This is a genomic window from Psychrobacter immobilis, from assembly GCF_904846185.1.
GTDB lineage: Bacteria > Pseudomonadota > Gammaproteobacteria > Pseudomonadales > Moraxellaceae > Psychrobacter > Psychrobacter immobilis_B.
The window spans coordinates 19,958-36,273 of the sequence record NZ_CAJGZQ010000014.1 but is presented as its reverse complement, the minus strand read 5'-3'; the positions used below and the strand labels follow the sequence as shown (position 1 = coordinate 36,273).

General features: G+C 44.6%; 14 protein-coding genes. 6 read left to right on the top strand and 8 right to left on the bottom strand.

Going from position 1 to position 16,316, the window contains the following annotated elements; genetic code table 11:
* Window positions 1-4 precede the first annotated feature (4 nt).
* Window positions 5-1,420, top strand: a complete 1,416-nt coding sequence (locus tag JMW94_RS09025) for a serine hydrolase domain-containing protein (protein ID WP_201604087.1) — start codon at window positions 5-7, stop codon at window positions 1,418-1,420.
* Window positions 1,421-1,438: 18 nt separating this feature from the next.
* On the opposite strand, the gene JMW94_RS09020 is transcribed toward JMW94_RS09025, so the two are convergent.
* The 3 genes from JMW94_RS09020 to JMW94_RS09010 all read right to left on the bottom strand — a co-directional run bounded on the left by JMW94_RS09020 (window position 1,439) and on the right by JMW94_RS09010 (window position 5,749).
* A complete protein-coding gene (locus JMW94_RS09020) occupies window positions 1,439-2,686 on the bottom strand; it encodes a cation:proton antiporter (protein WP_201604085.1) in 1,248 nt (415 codons plus the stop codon).
* A gap of 209 nt (window positions 2,687-2,895) precedes the next feature.
* Window positions 2,896-4,782 (bottom strand): dihydroxy-acid dehydratase, encoded by a 1,887-nt coding sequence (gene ilvD / locus JMW94_RS09015; protein WP_201604083.1) that lies wholly within the window; start codon window positions 4,780-4,782, stop codon window positions 2,896-2,898.
* 205 nt (window positions 4,783-4,987) lie between these two features.
* Window positions 4,988-5,749: a hypothetical protein gene (locus JMW94_RS09010; protein ID WP_227685472.1), complete on the bottom strand. Its 762-nt coding sequence runs from the start codon at window positions 5,747-5,749 to the stop codon at window positions 4,988-4,990.
* A gap of 258 nt (window positions 5,750-6,007) precedes the next feature.
* Here JMW94_RS09010 and JMW94_RS09005 point away from each other — a divergent pair, with 258 nt between their 5' ends.
* The 3 genes from JMW94_RS09005 to dusB all read left to right on the top strand — a co-directional run bounded on the left by JMW94_RS09005 (window position 6,008) and on the right by dusB (window position 9,977).
* Window positions 6,008-6,448: an HIT family protein gene (locus tag JMW94_RS09005; protein ID WP_045452152.1), complete on the top strand. Its 441-nt coding sequence runs from the start codon at window positions 6,008-6,010 to the stop codon at window positions 6,446-6,448.
* A gap of 319 nt (window positions 6,449-6,767) precedes the next feature.
* Window positions 6,768-8,813 carry a BCCT family transporter gene (locus tag JMW94_RS09000; RefSeq protein ID WP_201604081.1) on the top strand — a complete coding sequence of 682 codons (2,046 nt, stop codon included), beginning with the start codon at window positions 6,768-6,770 and terminating at the stop codon, window positions 8,811-8,813.
* A gap of 132 nt (window positions 8,814-8,945) precedes the next feature.
* Window positions 8,946-9,977: a tRNA dihydrouridine synthase DusB gene (gene dusB / locus JMW94_RS08995; protein WP_201604079.1), complete on the top strand. Its 1,032-nt coding sequence runs from the start codon at window positions 8,946-8,948 to the stop codon at window positions 9,975-9,977.
* Window positions 9,978-10,028: 51 nt separating this feature from the next.
* Here the strand turns inward: dusB and JMW94_RS08990 are convergent, their stop codons facing one another.
* Complete coding sequence (locus JMW94_RS08990) at window positions 10,029-10,418, bottom strand: DUF1622 domain-containing protein (protein ID WP_201604077.1); 390 nt, start codon at window positions 10,416-10,418, stop codon at window positions 10,029-10,031.
* Between the two features lie 189 nt (window positions 10,419-10,607).
* Here JMW94_RS08990 and JMW94_RS08985 point away from each other — a divergent pair, with 189 nt between their 5' ends.
* Window positions 10,608-11,495 (top strand): SDR family NAD(P)-dependent oxidoreductase, encoded by an 888-nt coding sequence (locus tag JMW94_RS08985; protein ID WP_045452162.1) that lies wholly within the window; start codon window positions 10,608-10,610, stop codon window positions 11,493-11,495.
* A 369-nt stretch (window positions 11,496-11,864) separates the two neighbouring features.
* Here JMW94_RS08985 and JMW94_RS08980 read toward each other — a convergent pair whose 3' ends face one another.
* The 4 genes from JMW94_RS08980 to JMW94_RS08965 form a co-directional block, all read right to left on the bottom strand.
* The gene (locus tag JMW94_RS08980) at window positions 11,865-12,143 is read right to left on the bottom strand and encodes a peptidylprolyl isomerase (protein ID WP_060490868.1); all 279 of its coding nucleotides are present in this window, start codon (window positions 12,141-12,143) and stop codon (window positions 11,865-11,867) included.
* A gap of 262 nt (window positions 12,144-12,405) precedes the next feature.
* Window positions 12,406-13,473 (bottom strand): LLM class flavin-dependent oxidoreductase, encoded by a 1,068-nt coding sequence (locus tag JMW94_RS08975; RefSeq protein WP_201604075.1) that lies wholly within the window; start codon window positions 13,471-13,473, stop codon window positions 12,406-12,408.
* A 92-nt stretch (window positions 13,474-13,565) separates the two neighbouring features.
* Window positions 13,566-14,480, bottom strand: coding sequence for an MBL fold metallo-hydrolase (locus JMW94_RS08970; protein ID WP_201604073.1), 915 nt, complete (start codon window positions 14,478-14,480; stop codon window positions 13,566-13,568).
* A 93-nt stretch (window positions 14,481-14,573) separates the two neighbouring features.
* Window positions 14,574-15,119, bottom strand: coding sequence for a cysteine hydrolase family protein (locus JMW94_RS08965; RefSeq protein WP_060490871.1), 546 nt, complete (start codon window positions 15,117-15,119; stop codon window positions 14,574-14,576).
* Window positions 15,120-15,227: 108 nt separating this feature from the next.
* On the opposite strand from JMW94_RS08965, the gene JMW94_RS08960 reads away from it, so the two are divergent.
* Window positions 15,228-16,208: a GlxA family transcriptional regulator gene (locus tag JMW94_RS08960; RefSeq protein ID WP_201604071.1), complete on the top strand. Its 981-nt coding sequence runs from the start codon at window positions 15,228-15,230 to the stop codon at window positions 16,206-16,208.
* Window positions 16,209-16,316: the final 108 nt, after the last annotated feature.

The following is a 16,316-nucleotide window of genomic DNA, read 5'->3' as shown; positions in this document are numbered from 1 at the left end:
AGCCATGATTGACAATAATAATAAAGCCACGCAGATTTTTGATCATCAGATAAATATAACGTTGCAACAACGCTTGCAGCAAATACTCACCGACTTACAGCTTGATGATGCACCAGCTGGTGGTGCCGTGGTTGTTTGTCAGGCAGGAGAATGCATTGCACAGGCGAGTGTGGGGATGGCACGTCCAGAGATGCCGTGGCAGCCTGATACTTTGGCGATTAACTTTTCGACGGGTAAAGGTGTATTGGCGACGCTCGTACATATATTGGTTTCGCAGCAGATGCTTGATTATGACCAACCTATTGCCCATTATTGGCCTGCATTTTCTGCACAGAATAAAGGGAATATTACGCTACGTAGCGTGATGTCGCATCAAGCCAACTTATTCTCAATTCAGAGTATCGATGCGGATAGCGAAACTTTACTTGATTGGGATCAAATGCTCAATAAAGTTGCTGCCATGCCAATCACAGCACCAGACCATGGCGAGCTATATGACAGCGCTTATAGTGCTCTGGTCTATGGTTGGGTGTTGGGCGGTCTGATAGAAGCCGTTACGGAAATGTCTTTAGCTGAGGCATTGCGCCATTATCTCACTGAGCCTTTAGGTATTGCCGATAGTTGCTATTTTGGTGTACCAGAAAATAAAGTCAATCAAGTCGTAAGACTGGCCAAAGACTTCGAAGTATCAAATGAGGCTGGCTCACAACTGCGTAATAAACGTCATAAACCAACGCTAAAAGCCGACTCACAAAGTACTTTACGTACTTATGCCAATTTGCCTAGTTATGCTTGCTGGCAGCAGCTAGCCTTAGTTGATATACAAGCGGCAGACCTAAGTTCAGATGATGAGCAGAACACTTTACCGATACTAGACACGGCTCATATTAATAGTTTGTACTTCAATACCAGTCAGCTTAATCTAAAAAACTATAAGGCGGCACTCATACCTGCTGGCAAACAAGCAATCGATTATCACAGTCGTGAGACACTACAGGCGATTATTCCAGCAGCAAATGGTGTCGCTTCAGCTCAGGCATTGGCCACCATCTATGCCATGTTAGCCAACGGCGGAACATGGCAAGGACACACGTTTATTAATAGCGCCACTTTTGAGCAACTATCCAAACCACAAGTCACAGGGATAGATGCCGTCATGCCAGCAAACATGGATTGGCGCTTGGGTTATCATCGGCTATTTAGTCTTTGTCAGCATATAGACAATGAAAAAGTTGATGCAAACAAGCAAGGGTTTGGGCATATGGGCTATAACGGTTCGGTGGCTTGGTGTGACCCAGAGCGTCAGTTGTCATTTGCCTTTATCCATAATTTTGACACCACGATGCTGAATGATGTCCGTCAGTTTGCACTAACGGAAGCGGTACTTAACTTAATCGATTCGGAGCTTTCAAAACGCTAGATAGCTCTATGAGTATGGTTAATGTGATTTATTCGGCGTCATTTTAAGCAACCTTGTGGCGCTAAGACCATGAATAAAGATTGACGCCAAAATGACAATCGAACAGACAACCCATAGCTTAAGCGCATCTTCATCACCGAAAAAACCTTGGTTGAGTGCATAAGATAAATAATATAGCGTACCAATGCCACGGATGCCCAAAGCAGAAATGGCATATTTTTCAGTGTGTGGCATGTTTAGTCCTGATAAAGCAATAAACCCACCAATGGGACGTATCAACAAGAGGAAGGTGAAGCTGACGATGTAAACACGCCATGTCAGCTCAACACCCGACTGCAATCCTTGACCAAGAAACATGCCGAAAGTGACCAGCACTAGAGACATGAGTAAGCCTTCTGATTGTTCTGCAAAATCATGGAGCTTGTGGTGATAGCTGTGCTCATGCTCTGAGCGGCGAAAGGCAAATGCCGCGATAAACACGGCGATAAAGCCATAACTATGTACAAATTCGGCAAGTCCATAAGCCACTAACGTTAGTGCAATGACCACATAGCCTTGAGAAATAGTGGTGTTTTGGCTGTATTTTGAAAATACCAGCTTGGCCATAATTTTACCAACGACAATTCCCACCACCAGCCCAGCACCAATTTTCCATAAGACATCATGAGTGAACCATGACCAGAGCATCTCGAGGGTAAAGGAATTGCCTTGGCTAAAGGCTTCCGCTATTTTTATGGCCAAATAAACAAATGGGAAAGCCAGTCCGTCATTCAATCCTGCTTCTGACGTTAATGTAAAGCGAGGTGTGTCTTCGCGACCTGTATTGGGTGGCCCTACTTGAATACTAGAAGCCAATACAGGATCGGTTGGAGCCAGTACTGCGCCCAGCAATATAGCGGCTCCCAGACTGAGACCAAATGCATAGTAGCCTAGCACCGCCATCGCAAAGATGCCAATCGGCATGGTAATAAGCAACAGACGCACGGTCGGTCGCCACAATTGCCAAGACAGCTTCGTATCAATTTTGATACCAGCACCAACCAAGGATACGAGCACCACAATTTCGGTTAATTTTTCGATAATTAAGCCGTTATTCATAGGGTCTAAAAATGATAAGGTCGTCCACCAGTACCCCATCAGCAGCCCAAAGCTGACCTGCAACATAGGCAAAGAGATAGGCGTGCGCTTAAATATAATGGGGAATAACGCCCCCAGTAAAAAAGCGATACCGCAGACCAATAAAAATAAATTGTAGTTTTCAATCATAAGGTAGGTGCACGCTGTTATGTTTATCTTAAAAAGTTAGAGTGAGGTCATATTTACTAGTCCATTATAATGACGCTAAAAAATAATGATTACCGCAAAAAATCGTTATCAAAACGACATATGCGTTGTTTTTTGGTGAAAAAAAAGCCTGCATAGCGCAGGCTTAATAGATTTTTACCAATATACTTTAACGATTAATAATTGAAGGCTTAACGCTCAACTTGACTCACGTCACGTACCGCACCAGTATCGGCACTGGTAGTCATAGCAGCATAGGCACGTAGCGCAGGGGTCACATGACGGTCACGGCTTATAGGCTTCCACGCATCGCGGCCACGAGCTTCCATCGCCTCGCGGCGAGTGGCCAAATCGGCATCACTGACTTGCATGTTGATCGTACGATTAGGAATGTCGATATGGATGGTATCGCCTTCTTCAACCAAGCCAATGGCGCCACCTTCCGCTGCTTCTGGGCTTGCATGACCAATGGATAAACCTGATGTTCCACCCGAGAAACGACCATCAGTGAGTAGGGCGCATTCTTTACCCAAGCCTTTAGACTTAAGGTAAGTGGTCGGATATAGCATCTCTTGCATGCCAGGGCCACCTTTAGGGCCTTCATAGCGGATAATGACCACATCACCTGCCACGATCTCATCAGCCAATACCGCAGCGACAGCATCATCTTGTGACTCAAATAGGCGCGCGCGTCCAGTAAATACTAGAATGCTGTCATCCACACCTGCGGTTTTGACTACACAGCCACGCTCAGCGATATTGCCATACAATACGGCCAATCCACCATCTGTAGAATAGGCATGTTGGGCACTACGGATACAACCTGACTCGCGATTGACGTCGAGGTTCGACCATTCTTTTGATTGTGAAAATGCCTCAGTGGTACGTATGCCACCCGGTGCTGCAAGGAAGCGTGCGCGAGCCTCTTGATTATCAGGGTTCATGATATCCCACTTATCAATCGCGGCTTTCATCGTTGGACTATGGATGGTCGGTACGTCAGTCTTCAGTAACCCAGCACGATCAAGCTCGGCCAATAACGCAAAGACACCGCCAGCACGATGCACATCTTCCATATGGTATTTCTGCGAGGCAGGGGCGACTTTTGCAAGGCAAGGTACACCGCGGCTTAGACGATCGATATCTGACATTTTGAAATCGACTTCTGCTTCGTTGGCAGCCGCTAACAGATGCAAAATAGTATTGGTTGAGCCGCCCATGGCGATATCTAAGGTCATCGCGTTTTCAAAAGCTGCTTTGCTAGCAATTGAGCGTGGCAATACTGAATCGTCATCTTGTTCATAACGGCGTTTGGCAAGCGATACAATGGTACGACCCGCTTCTAAAAACAACTCGCGACGCAGCGAGTGAGTCGCTAGTAGTGAGCCATTACCTGGTAGTGCTAAGCCCAACGCTTCGGTCAAGCAGTTCATTGAGTTAGCAGTAAACATACCAGAGCATGAACCACAAGTTGGGCAGGCTGAGGCTTCGATAGCGGCTACATCTGCATCACTAATGCTGTCGTCAGCGGCATCCATCATCGCATCAACAAGATCAAGCTTACGAATGGCACTACTGTCACTACCATCGGTATTATGGCTCTTACCAACTGTACTGGCTAAAATCTTGCCCGCTTCCATTGGGCCACCTGAAATAAACACTACTGGAATATTTAGGCGCATGGCTGCCATCAACATACCCGGCGTTATTTTATCGCAGTTGGAGATACAAACTAAGGCATCTGCGCAATGGGCATTGACCATGTATTCTACAGAGTCGGCAATCAAATCGCGACTTGGCAGTGAGTACAACATACCGCTATGACCCATGGCAATACCATCATCGACCGCAATGGTATTGAACTCTTTAGCCACGCCGCCTGCTTGTTCAATCTCACGTGCGACCAGTTGCCCCAAGTCTTTTAGATGCACATGGCCGGGTACGAACTGGGTAAACGAGTTGGCAATCGCAATGATTGGTTTACCAAAGTCGCCATCGGTCATGCCAGTCGCACGCCATAATGCGCGCGCGCCTGCCATATTACGGCCGCCAGTAGAGGTTTTTGAGCGATAATCCATGTGATATTCCTTACAAATAGGCGAGGTTTGTGAAAATGTGCACCCTCAATTTTAATATTGATAGTGTGCTTTTTATAAAATGCGAGGACTAGTGAATAATACTAGGTCGTTACCATACCATTAGATATGAGTCACTGAAAACTACTCATTGATAATGCCAAGTCAATAGTAGTCATAACATCGTAAGTATTTGGAAGATAAGGTGTTATTCGACGCGCTCTACTATCGCCGCCTCAAACCAAGGTAGCTCTGTTTTGTCCGCTTCCAATTTAGCGATAACCACTAACGCATGAGTCGCTGGCAAGCATTGATAATCAGCGTTTGCTTCAATACGAAGTAGTTGCTCATTACCTTCAGCTTGTTCATCTATACTGATTAAGGTTTGCTTATTATTTTTGTAGAGTACATCGATACGACCAAAAAACTGCCAATCTTTAAAAGCGGCTGTAATAGCGTCTGCTTCATTCTGGGTATAAAGTTGTTGGGTGTCTTTGCCCGTATTGGTCCAATGCAAGCGTACGGCTAACTGCAGCGCTTCGCTAAACACTACCAATGACCCGATGATTTTGACATGCCAAGGGCTGCTTATTAGTGCTTCGTTAATACCAATCAGCTTGGCTGCTTCATGAGCGCTCATGGGCGTATTGAACTGTGACAGGAGGGCGGGTGTGAGCGGATTCGCTTGCTTAATCGCATCATTTAAACTGTCGTAATGATATAAGAACGGTAGTGGTAAATCCTGTGTGACCGTCTTTTTAGTGATTTTGCAATTGTGTATTTTCCAACCAATCGTCTTGTCGCTTAGTGCTTCGGCCAGAATGAGCGCGTTAGGTTCAATGCTTTGAGTGGGGGCTTGAGTCTCATTTTCAGTCTCAGCGCTGCTTGGTTGTTTTTCATTATTGAATACAGAGCCAGCTGTGACAGACGTTTGCGCTGCTTGAGCAGGTTCTGTATAAATGTTACTCATATTTGATTGAGTCGGCAAAATAGACGAATCCATAAACGTAGTGTTGTTAAAGTAGAGGGTTAATATAACATTTAAAGCGCCTAACTCGCCAACCAAATTGGTGAGCTACCGCGATTAGCTTATGTATTGCTAATTTTTAATAACGAGTGCTATCGCAACTTGTGCTTAAACGACATTTCGTCCACTATATTACAGGCTATTCCATCCCTTCTAAAAGCTGTCGAGCAACCAATAATCAAATAAGTAAAGGAAAAAATAATGACCCAAGCCAATGAGCAAGCCGCGTATGACGATAACAATATCTTTGCCAAAATGCTAAACGGTGACATTCCCTATCACAAAGTCTATGAAGATGATAAAACCCTTGCCTTTATGGATATCATGCCACAAGCAGAGGGGCATGTGCTGGTGATTCCTAAGCAAAAAGCCGTTGATTTGGCGGATCTTGAACCAGAGTATGCCGCCGCGGTGTTAATGACCGCTAAAAAAGTCATGCAAGCACAGCGTCAAGTATTTGCGCGTGAAGGCATTATTCAGATGCAATTAAATGGTAGCGAGGCGGGTCAAACCGTTTTTCATTATCACGTGCATCTCATTCCATCGAGTATTCATGAGCTCGGTCGACATGCAGTGACCCAAGCTGATCACACAGAACTGGCTGAAACGGCTAAGCAACTTGCTGCCACCATTACTGTTTAGTAATAAAAAAACGAGATGGCTGTCGAATTAACAAGCAAAACGTAAATTGTTCCAGAATAAAATAAAAAGGTCGCTAACAAGCGGCCTTTTTTATTACTTGGTAATAGTCATGTAACAATCGTTAAAGTCATGTTACAAGTTGGGCGCTTGTCTGGGGTTTTTGAGCATAGTGTGATAAAAATTGTATTTGTTTAATAATAACTGATGCATTTTCGCCTTTGTGAGTCACTTTTTATAAAAAAGGCACTGCTCCTTCTGATTATTAATCTTGATATCGAAGATTATTTTTCATTGCTACTTTTTGGGGATATCACTTTCTATGAGTAAATTACCTCGCTCCACTATTTTGTTGCCGGTTTTTTTGCCGGCAGCAGCGATTATGCTGTTATTGGTGATCGGCACAGCCATCAACCCTGACGCTGCTGGCGAGCTGTTCAGCAAAGTGCTGGCATTTACCACCGACACTTTCGGCTGGTTTTATATGTTGGCAGTCGCCATATTTTTGATGTTTATTATCGCCTTGGCATTTTCGCCTTATGGCAGTATTAAATTGGGCCCTGACCATGCGGAGGCTGAGTATAAGTTTCTGGAATGGTTCGCCATGCTTTTTTCCGCAGGCTACGGTATCGCGCTATTGTTTTATGGCGTAGCAGAGCCTGTATTGCATTTTGCCAGTCCGCCACTTTCCACGCCGCAGACGATTGAAGCTGCTAAAGAAGCCATGCAAATTGCCTATTTTCATTGGGGTTTTCATATTTGGGCGATTTATGGCGTAGTAGGTTTGTCGCTGGCGTATTTCTCTTTTCGTCATGGCTTGCCATTGTCGGTACGCTCAACGCTATATCCATTAATCGGTGACAAAATCTATGGCCCTATCGGACATACTGTTGATGTGTTTGCGATCGTGGGCACGATGTTCGGTATCGCCACCAGCTTGGGTCTATCGGTGGCGCAAATTAACGCAGGTCTAAATTATTTGCTACCAGAGATGGTGCCAGTTAATACGACCGTGCAGGTTATTATCATTGCCTTAGTAACAGCAGCTGCCTTGGTATCTGTGTTGGCAGGTATGGATAAAGGCGTCAAGCGCTTGTCTATTTTAAACATGGTATTGGCAACGGCACTCATGTTATTTGTCTTTATCGTTGGTCCGTCGATCTTTATTCTCAATGCTTTTATGGAAAACACGGGCAGCTATCTGGGCAATATCGTTGAGCGTACCTTTAGCTTGCAAGCGTATCAATCGAGTGATTGGATCGGTAGTTGGACACTATTTATTTTTGCATGGACGATTGCTTGGGCGCCTTTTGTGGGTCTGTTCATTGCCAAAATCAGTCGCGGTCGCACCATTCGTGAGTTTGTATTGGGCGTCATGTTAGTACCAACGCTATTTACCTTCTTTTGGTTTTCGGTGTTTGGCGATACGGCACTGCATATGATTATGGTCGATGGTTACGACGCGCTGATTAGCGAAGTGCAAAACAACCAAGCAATTGCGTTATTTAAATTGCTAGAGAATTTACCATTCACGCAGATTGTCTCATCATTGACAGTACTGTTAATTATTACTTTTTTTGTGACGTCATCGGATTCAGGGTCATTAGTGATTGACTCGCTCGCTGCGGGTGGACGTAGTGATACGCCTTGGTGGCAGCGCTCGTTTTGGGTGGTAACTGAAGGGGCGGTCGCAGCGGTTCTACTTATCGCAGGCGGTCTAAGTGCACTACAAACAGCGGCTATCGTTAGTGCTTTACCGTTTGCAATCATTATATTAATTTCGACATTTGGTATGTGGCGTGCACTACGTATTGAAGGACATCGCAATCAAAGCCTAGCCAATGACAACCATCTGCCGCCACATCTACTTAAGCTTGACGCATGGCGTGATCGTATTGACTATATCACCAATCAACCAACGCGCGAAAAAGTGCTGGGTTATATCAAAGGTACGGTTTTATCATCGATGCATGAGGTGGCAGAGAAGTTTGCCGAAACAGGCTGGTTGCCTGATGTAAACTATGATGAGGTCAATAACCGTGCTGTATTGGAATTGAGACGCGGTGATAATGTAGAGTTCTGGTATGAAGTTCGTTTGTCAGAGCATGAAATTCCTGATTATTATACCGAAGATATGGCCAATGAATTACCACAAGAGCACCATCATCGTGCTGAGGTATATTTGCGTCGTGGCGGCCAAACCTATGATTTATATGGCTATCAATCAGAGTCGGTGATTAACGATATTATTGATCAGTTCGAAAAATATCTACACTTCTTAAATGTGTCGCCAGATAGTTTGCCGTGGCGTATGCAGGAGCATGATGAGGACATCACACTAGAGCAGGGCAGTGTGTTTGATAAGTAAGGGTGTACTGTTGAAAAAGTCGTGTTTCTTAATGCAAGTTATTCACGTTAATAGCTTGCAATATGTGTGCGATTCCTTAGAATAACGGCTTGTTTTTATTATCTTATTTTAATTAATGGCAAGCCGCTTTTTATGTCTACTGATTCTCCTGATTTACCGTCGTCTTTACCAGTATCTGATCATCCTTTATTGCAGCCATTGGTCATTGGTGGCTTGACGATTGAAAACCGCCTCATGGTTGCTCCTATGGCGGGCGTGACGGACAATCCTTTTCGGCGATTGTGTAAATCCTTTGGTGCCGGTCATGCGGTGAGTGAAATGATTATCGCTGACACGGCGCTTTACGCGCGCAAAAAGTCCTTGTATCGTGCCAATTTTGACAATGAAATTGCGCCTATATCAGCGCAAATTGCAGGGGCTGAGCCTGATAAATTGGCAGAGGCGGCACGTTATCAGATTGATAATGGCGCGCAAATTATTGATATCAATATGGGCTGCCCTGCCAAAAAAGTTTGCCGCAGGCTGGCGGGTTCTGCACTATTGCAAGACGAAGATTTGGTTGCGCGCTTGTTAGATGCGGCGGTAAATAGCGTAAATGCCCCCGTGACCTTAAAAACGCGATTGGGTTATGAAAATGGTCGTGAGAATATCTTGCGTGTGGCGAAGCGTGCTGAGCAAGCAGGTATTGCGGCGATTGCCATTCACGGACGCACGCGCGAGGATATGTACACTGGCGAGGCGCGTTATGAGCTGATACGCGAAGTTAAAGAAAGCATCAATATTCCCGTCATTGCCAATGGCGATATCGATAGCGCGCAAAAAGCCCAGCGTGTCTATGAGTTGACAGGCTGTGACGCGGTGATGATTGGGCGTGCTGCTCAAGGACAACCGTGGATATTCCGTGATATCGAGCACTTCTTACGCACTGGCGATAGTTTGGACGCACCGAGCGTCAGTGAGATAAAAGAGATCGTACTGGCGCATTTGCAAGAGCTATATGACTTTTATGGTGAGTACTCTGGCTGCCGTATCGCTCGCAAGCACATTGCTTGGTATACCACAGGCATTCCTAATTCTAATGCTTTTCGCCAAGCGATGTATGGCGAAGAAAGTACCGCTGGACAGTTTCGCGTGGTCGAAGATTTTTTGCAGGCGCACGAATAGTAAGTGAGCAAACGGCTCATGCTAAGCGTTTGTTAAATGACAAAAAAAGCTTTAAAGCTCGTCCACTTTAGCGGTATGTGGTTCTTTTTTGAGCACTGTATTTTCTTTTTGCCAAGGAAATTTGCCTTCTAATTCTACTTGTAGTGACAAGCTCAAAAAAGTCCGAATGAGTACGATAAAACCTAGTACTAGGACGCTGCGTAACGTCGGTTCTGTGACGACAGTCGCCATAATATCAGCGGCGATGAGGACTTCTAATCCTAACAAAATAGATTTACCGACGGTTTGTCTGATTTCGATATAGGTCTCGTGATTAAAACCACTGGTTAGGCGAATCCCTCGATAAAAAGCAAAAAACAATCCAAAAAACATAATAAGTACGCCAATGACCTCGACTATCTTAGCAATTAAATCAATGTAATGAGCTAGAGTTGCAATCAAAATAGATACTCCTTATCGATGCTCGGTGAAAAGCGTAAGTCTAAGCAATACTGCGATTATACGTTTATCGATTCTTATAATCGTCAAATTATCTGGCTGAGACGGCGGTTTTGTTCACTTTAAGCCATAATTTTTTGCTATGCTGTAATCGAACATTCATAGGCATAGAAACAACAAAAAGGATTTTTTATGGCCAATCCCTCAAAAAAAGCAATCAACAAAGCGGTCAAAGATAAGCATATCATTATCACAGGGGCATCAAGCGGTATTGGTGAGCGTACAGCGTATTTACTTAGTGAATGCGGTGCGCATGTTATCTTATTAGCACGTACCGAAGACAAACTAAAAGCCGTTAAAGAAAGTATCGAGGAGCTTGGTGGCAATGCCAGTTATTACCCTTGTGATTTGACCAATATGGATGATATCGAAAAAGTTAGCACGCAAATTTTGGCAGATTTCGGACATGTTGATGTCTTGGTCAATAACGCTGGTCGTTCAATTCGGCGCTCGGTTCACGAGTCTATTGATCGTTTTCATGATTTTGAGCGTACTATGGATATCAATTACTTTGGCGCGGTTAAAATAGTTCTTGGGTTTTTGCCGACGATGATTGAACGTCAGACTGGTCAAATTGTGAATATCTCATCGATTGGTGTACTGGCAAACAGTCCGCGTTTTGCCGCTTATGTTGCCTCAAAATCGGCATTGGATGCTTTTAGCCGCTGCTTAGCTGCTGAAGTGAAGGGCGATAATGTGACGATTACCAATATTTTTATGCCATTGGTACGCACGCCGATGATTGAGCCTACTAAATTATACCGCTACATGCCTGCGCTTATGCCTGATGAAGCGGCGATGATGGTTGCCAAAGCGATTGTCCATAAACCAAACAGTATTGCTAGCAACATGGGTAAATTTGCGTCAGCTACTTATTCACTGGCACCAGCAATCAACGTTGGTATTCAGTCGATGGGTTATCGTATTTTTCCAAGCACTCGCGCTGGACTGACTACCGATAAGAAGCCAAACCTTGCTCAGCGTGCCTTTGCCAGAATACTTCCTGGCGAGCATCATTAGAATAGGCTTTGTATGAGCCTTGATTTAGAATAAAAAAGGACGCTGCGGTGTCCTTTTTTAATACCTTAAAAATTATTAATGTTGATACAAAAGAGGAGAGAGGGCAGTAGCAGCCTTTTGTTCTTAACGCTTTATTATGCTCAAAACCTATTTATAACTGTCTACCATCATCACTTTTAGGGGAACTAAAGTTTATTCAACTCAAATTTAGATATGACACGGACATTAGATCATAAGTCGTTTTGGGTCATAAATGAGTCAATCATGGCAGCTCAAATCGTGATTGCCATGATGTTAGGTCCTGTATGAGTCAGGATAATGTTTAATGATATGTCAGTTGGCTAATCATTAAATCTCCGCCTTTAACACTTATGTCCTGTAAAGTACTTTAACCACATGCCAGCCAAATTTGGTTTTTACCAAATGTGGGGTGAAGAGTTTGCCGCTGAAGCAGATTTTATCAAATGCTGGTACCATGTCGCCTTGTTGAAACTCACCTAAGCTACCGCCTTTTTTACCTGATGGGCAGGTTGAATGTCGTTTCGCCAGCACATCGAACTTAGCGCCTTTTTGAAGCTTGGCAATAATGTCTTCAGCCTGCTCTTTGTGTTTTACTAAAATGTGTAATGCGCTAGCTGTACGAGCCATAATGTAAACCTTTCATAAAATATCAATTATCGGGGCATTATATCACGGCTTATCTTGGTTGCTAACTTCACTTGTATGCGCTACTTCTTCAAAAGCCATTATCTACACAGGGACTACTATTTGGATGAGAATCAGTGTCTTTTGAGTGTCGCTGTCATTACATCGGTGCAATGCATTTGGGTAGCTTACGAGCCCAATCAAGCCTAATGGTTAGGCATTAAGCGCTTTGCTAACTTTTTAATATCGTTATTCCCAACAGGATCTAGTGACTTGGCATACCATAATGATCTGCGATTAGCTCAACAGTGCGCGATTGGGCGCGGCGCGAATAGCCCTGAACCACCATCATTACCTCATCGACACCTGTCTGCTCCTGAAGATCCTCTAAACCTTTTGCGACCTCGGCAGCAGTGCCATGCAGGGTTTGATCGGTATACTGTTCAATAATCTGGCGCTCTTGCATATTGCCTTGAAAAGCGGCTACTTCATCAGGAGGCAGTAAAGCAAAAGGCTTGCGCTGAAACATTCTCAACATTGCCATGGCAGACGATGTTGACTGGCGACGTGCCTCTACAGGATCTTCGTCCGCAATCGCGCCAATGCTGACTAAGCAGTATGGCTTGGCTAGAATTTTTGAAGGACGGAAATTCTCTCGGTAAATGCGCATGGCACTTAAGACATCAGCATTGCCAAACTGTAGAGCAAATGCATAAGGTCTACCCAGCTTTGCTGCCAGATGCGCGGAGTAAGTCGATGACCCTAAGATCCAAACATCAGCAGCGGTCTTCGATGGGGGTACTCGGTTTTGCTCGGCTTGCCATGGACCTGGCACCGCATGAACCTCATTATAAGGATGGTCTTTTGGAAAACTGTTTTCTAAAAAGCCCAACAACTCTGCGACTTGCTGAGGAAATTCATCGTTTGCTGCCTTATGCCGACGCAAAGCGGAAGCCGTTGCACCATCCGTACCCAGTGCCCGTCCCAAACCAAGATCAATTCGTCCTGGCGCCATCGCATCGAGCATGCCAAATTGTTCAGCAATGACCAAAGGCACATGATTCGGTAGCATGATGCCGCCTGCACCAAGTCTAATTCGCTCAGTTTCCCCAGTAAGCCGAGCCACCATCATCTGCGGTGAAGGCACCGAAGCACCAGGCATGGCATGATGTTCAGACATCCAAAACCGCTGAAAGCCTCTTTTGTCAGCCAATTTCGCAAGCGCAATCATCTCTTGAAAGGTGTCCTCTGCCGTGTGACCAACGCCGGTGAAGGCATTGTCGAGCACCGAAAGAACGAAAGGGGCGCTACCTGAATGATTTGGCATATTCATAAACGATCTCATTTTTACCGTATTAACGATGCATAGCAACACACTTTGGGTATTGCCACACAGGGAAGATTTAAAGACCCAACCATCAGGCACTAGAATTTATAGGTTTGACCATCATTAGGGACAAGCGCACGCTGCTTGTCTAAGTGCTTTTCTTCGATAAAGCGGCGCAGCTCTGCCTTGGTGAGGGTGGCATGATTGACCGTATCCATGTGCACGCTCACGATCTGAGCATTAGGAGAGAATTTATACGCACGGTATACATCCTCTTTACCCATAATGATAGAGTCATCAACAAAGGTAGTTAACTTCGCATAGCCTGTATTAAGGATGACCGCATCAGGCTTATAGCGAGTGAATGCATCTTCCACTTCCTTATTCCAAACGGTATCCCCTGCGACATAAACGGTCTTGTAGTTTGGTTTCTGGAATACAATCCCCATCGTTTTGCCCAGTAGTTCAGCTAATGGTGCCACTTTGTACATCTCATCAGTACCATGCTGTCCGATGGTTTTATGAATTGTAACGCCTTTAAACACAACGCCTTGTTCGGTTAATACTCTGACATCGGTAAAACCATCTTTACGTACGATTGCCGCATCGGCTGCATCTTGGGTGAAAATTGGCATGTCACGAGGCACAAGGTTACGTGCAGCTTCATCCCAATGATCGTCATGTAAGTGGGTCAAAATAATGGCATCAGCCTTAAGCACTTCGTCAACAGACATCGGCAGATCTACCATTGGATAGCGTATTTGGTTATTTACTGTGCCATCAAACCCTGGATAAGCGTTTTTAACCGCTAGCATCGGATCCACTAAAAACGTGGTGCCGTCATAATCAAGCTTAATTGTGGCATTACGGATTTGCTGAAATTCAACGGTATTGGTCGCTGTCTGTTTTACCGCGTTAGAATTTGCTGCTGGACTGGCAAAGGTGGTACATGCCGTTAACAACATGACGCCACTTAACAGTGTGGTGCCAGTCAGTGATTTTACGATATTCATAATAGTTACCTTATTGAGGAAATCCTTCTTAATCGGAATAGGGTTTAAAAGTCTATTTCATGACTAAATCATGATTTGATTAACAACTCTGGATTAACGCGCAATCCACGTTTGAGTATCAATCACTTCGCCATATAGAAACTCAATCGCTGCCATGATAGTGGCATGAGCCTGAGCAGCAGGTACTTTTGTGCCATTAAACTCAAGATCAAGCGTGGCACAGGCATCATGAACCGTAGTGGTTGTATAACCAAAATCTACTGCCGCACGAACGGTGGCATCGACACACATGTGGCTCATGGCGCCAATCACAGTCACTTCTTTGATACCTTCTTTATCCAATAGCTCTTTCAGATTGGTTTCACGGAACGAATTGGGGTAATGCTTAGTGATGACGGCTTCATTCTCTATTGGTTTTACCTTTTCATTAATCTCTACACCATCGCTGCCCGGCGTAAAGAGTGGTGCGTCAGCAGGCATTTCATGACGGATATGAATGACGGTATGACCTTTTTCTCTGGCAGACGCAATCACCAAAGCGGCATTATCAGCGGCTTCGTTAATACCTACAAGTGATAAGTTACCTTGTGGAAAATACTCATTTTGAATGTCGACAACGATCAATGCTTGTGTGTTCATGATAATTCCTTTTTGTTTATGGAAGTGACTGTATAGGCGTATATTTTACAAGTACTATGCTACACTAACGAGTGGCTACATCGACACATAAGAGGTTAATAACGACATATGAGTCATAAACATGCTATTGAAATTGGGCTGGTCATCTATGAGAAAGCACAAATGGCGGCCATCCTTGGGCTGACTGACTTACTGATGGTGGCCAGTAAACTCGCCGCCAAACGTCAAGATACAATTGATCTGCCTTTACAAGTCAGCCACTGGGAAATTAAGGGTGCTGAGCAGCAGCCTAAGCGCACTTTTTCGAGCAATCCTGATAGCATAGGAAAATTAATAGCCGTCATCATTCCACCCACGTTAGAAGCACCGATTGCAAAGCAAGCGGCAGAACCTTGGCTAGAATGGCTAAAAGAGCAGCATTCGACAGGGGTGATACTGTCGTCTGTCTGCGCCGGTGCTTTTTTATTGGGCGAAACAGGACTACTCTCCAAACGCAAGGCAACCACACATTGGGGCTATGTAGAGGATTTTAAGCAGCGTTTCCCTGATGTGGATCTTGATGTGGATCGTATTATTATTGAGGATGGTGATATTGTGACCGCTGGGGGCGCAATGGCTTGGACAGATTTGGGGCTTAGGATGGTGGATCGCTTTCTTGGTTCTCAGGTGATGAATGAGACCGCTCGTATGTTGTTAATCGACCCTTCAAGGCGTGAACAATGTTATTACAGTGCTTTCTCACCCAACCTCACCCATGGAGACACAGCCATATTAAAAGTGCAGCATTGGTTACAAAGAACCAATGCACAAGATATTGATTTATCTACCTTAGCCAATTGCGCGCAGTTAGAAGAGCGTACTTTTCTGCGGCGCTTTCATAAGGCAACGGGGATGACATCCACAGAATATTGTCAGCGATTACGCATCGGAGAAGCAAAAGACTTTCTACAGTTCTCGTCGTCTCCTGTTGAGCAAATAGCGTGGAAAGTTGGTTATAGTGATGCCAGTGCATTTCGTAAAATATTTAAGCGCCTTGTTGGTTTGACGCCAAGTGAGTATCGGCGCAGATTTAATACGAATAAGGCGTGATAGGTTTAGGTAATGATTTTTTTAAAGGTAGGCACATTGACTGCTTATAGATAAGAGTTAGATGTAATAAAACGGCCACTGATGTAGCCATAACCGTTTTATTTTTTA

What these genes read in the sequence shown, in the direction of transcription:
- JMW94_RS09025 (WP_201604087.1), top strand. Translation starts at nt 5, where the DNA reads ATGATTGACAATAATAATAAAGCCACGCAGATTTTTGATCATCAGATA.
- JMW94_RS09020 (WP_201604085.1), bottom strand. Translation starts at nt 2,686, where the DNA reads ATGATTGAAAACTACAATTTATTTTTATTGGTCTGCGGTATCGCTTTT.
- ilvD (WP_201604083.1), bottom strand. Translation starts at nt 4,782, where the DNA reads ATGGATTATCGCTCAAAAACCTCTACTGGCGGCCGTAATATGGCAGGC.
- JMW94_RS09010 (WP_227685472.1), bottom strand. Translation starts at nt 5,749, where the DNA reads ATGAGTAACATTTATACAGAACCTGCTCAAGCAGCGCAAACGTCTGTC.
- JMW94_RS09005 (WP_045452152.1), top strand. Translation starts at nt 6,008, where the DNA reads ATGACCCAAGCCAATGAGCAAGCCGCGTATGACGATAACAATATCTTT.
- JMW94_RS09000 (WP_201604081.1), top strand. Translation starts at nt 6,768, where the DNA reads ATGAGTAAATTACCTCGCTCCACTATTTTGTTGCCGGTTTTTTTGCCG.
- dusB (WP_201604079.1), top strand. Translation starts at nt 8,946, where the DNA reads ATGTCTACTGATTCTCCTGATTTACCGTCGTCTTTACCAGTATCTGAT.
- JMW94_RS08985 (WP_045452162.1), top strand. Translation starts at nt 10,608, where the DNA reads ATGGCCAATCCCTCAAAAAAAGCAATCAACAAAGCGGTCAAAGATAAG.
- JMW94_RS08980 (WP_060490868.1), bottom strand. Translation starts at nt 12,143, where the DNA reads ATGGCTCGTACAGCTAGCGCATTACACATTTTAGTAAAACACAAAGAG.
- JMW94_RS08975 (WP_201604075.1), bottom strand. Translation starts at nt 13,473, where the DNA reads ATGAATATGCCAAATCATTCAGGTAGCGCCCCTTTCGTTCTTTCGGTG.
- JMW94_RS08970 (WP_201604073.1), bottom strand. Translation starts at nt 14,480, where the DNA reads ATGAATATCGTAAAATCACTGACTGGCACCACACTGTTAAGTGGCGTC.
- JMW94_RS08965 (WP_060490871.1), bottom strand. Translation starts at nt 15,119, where the DNA reads ATGAACACACAAGCATTGATCGTTGTCGACATTCAAAATGAGTATTTT.
- JMW94_RS08960 (WP_201604071.1), top strand. Translation starts at nt 15,228, where the DNA reads ATGAGTCATAAACATGCTATTGAAATTGGGCTGGTCATCTATGAGAAA.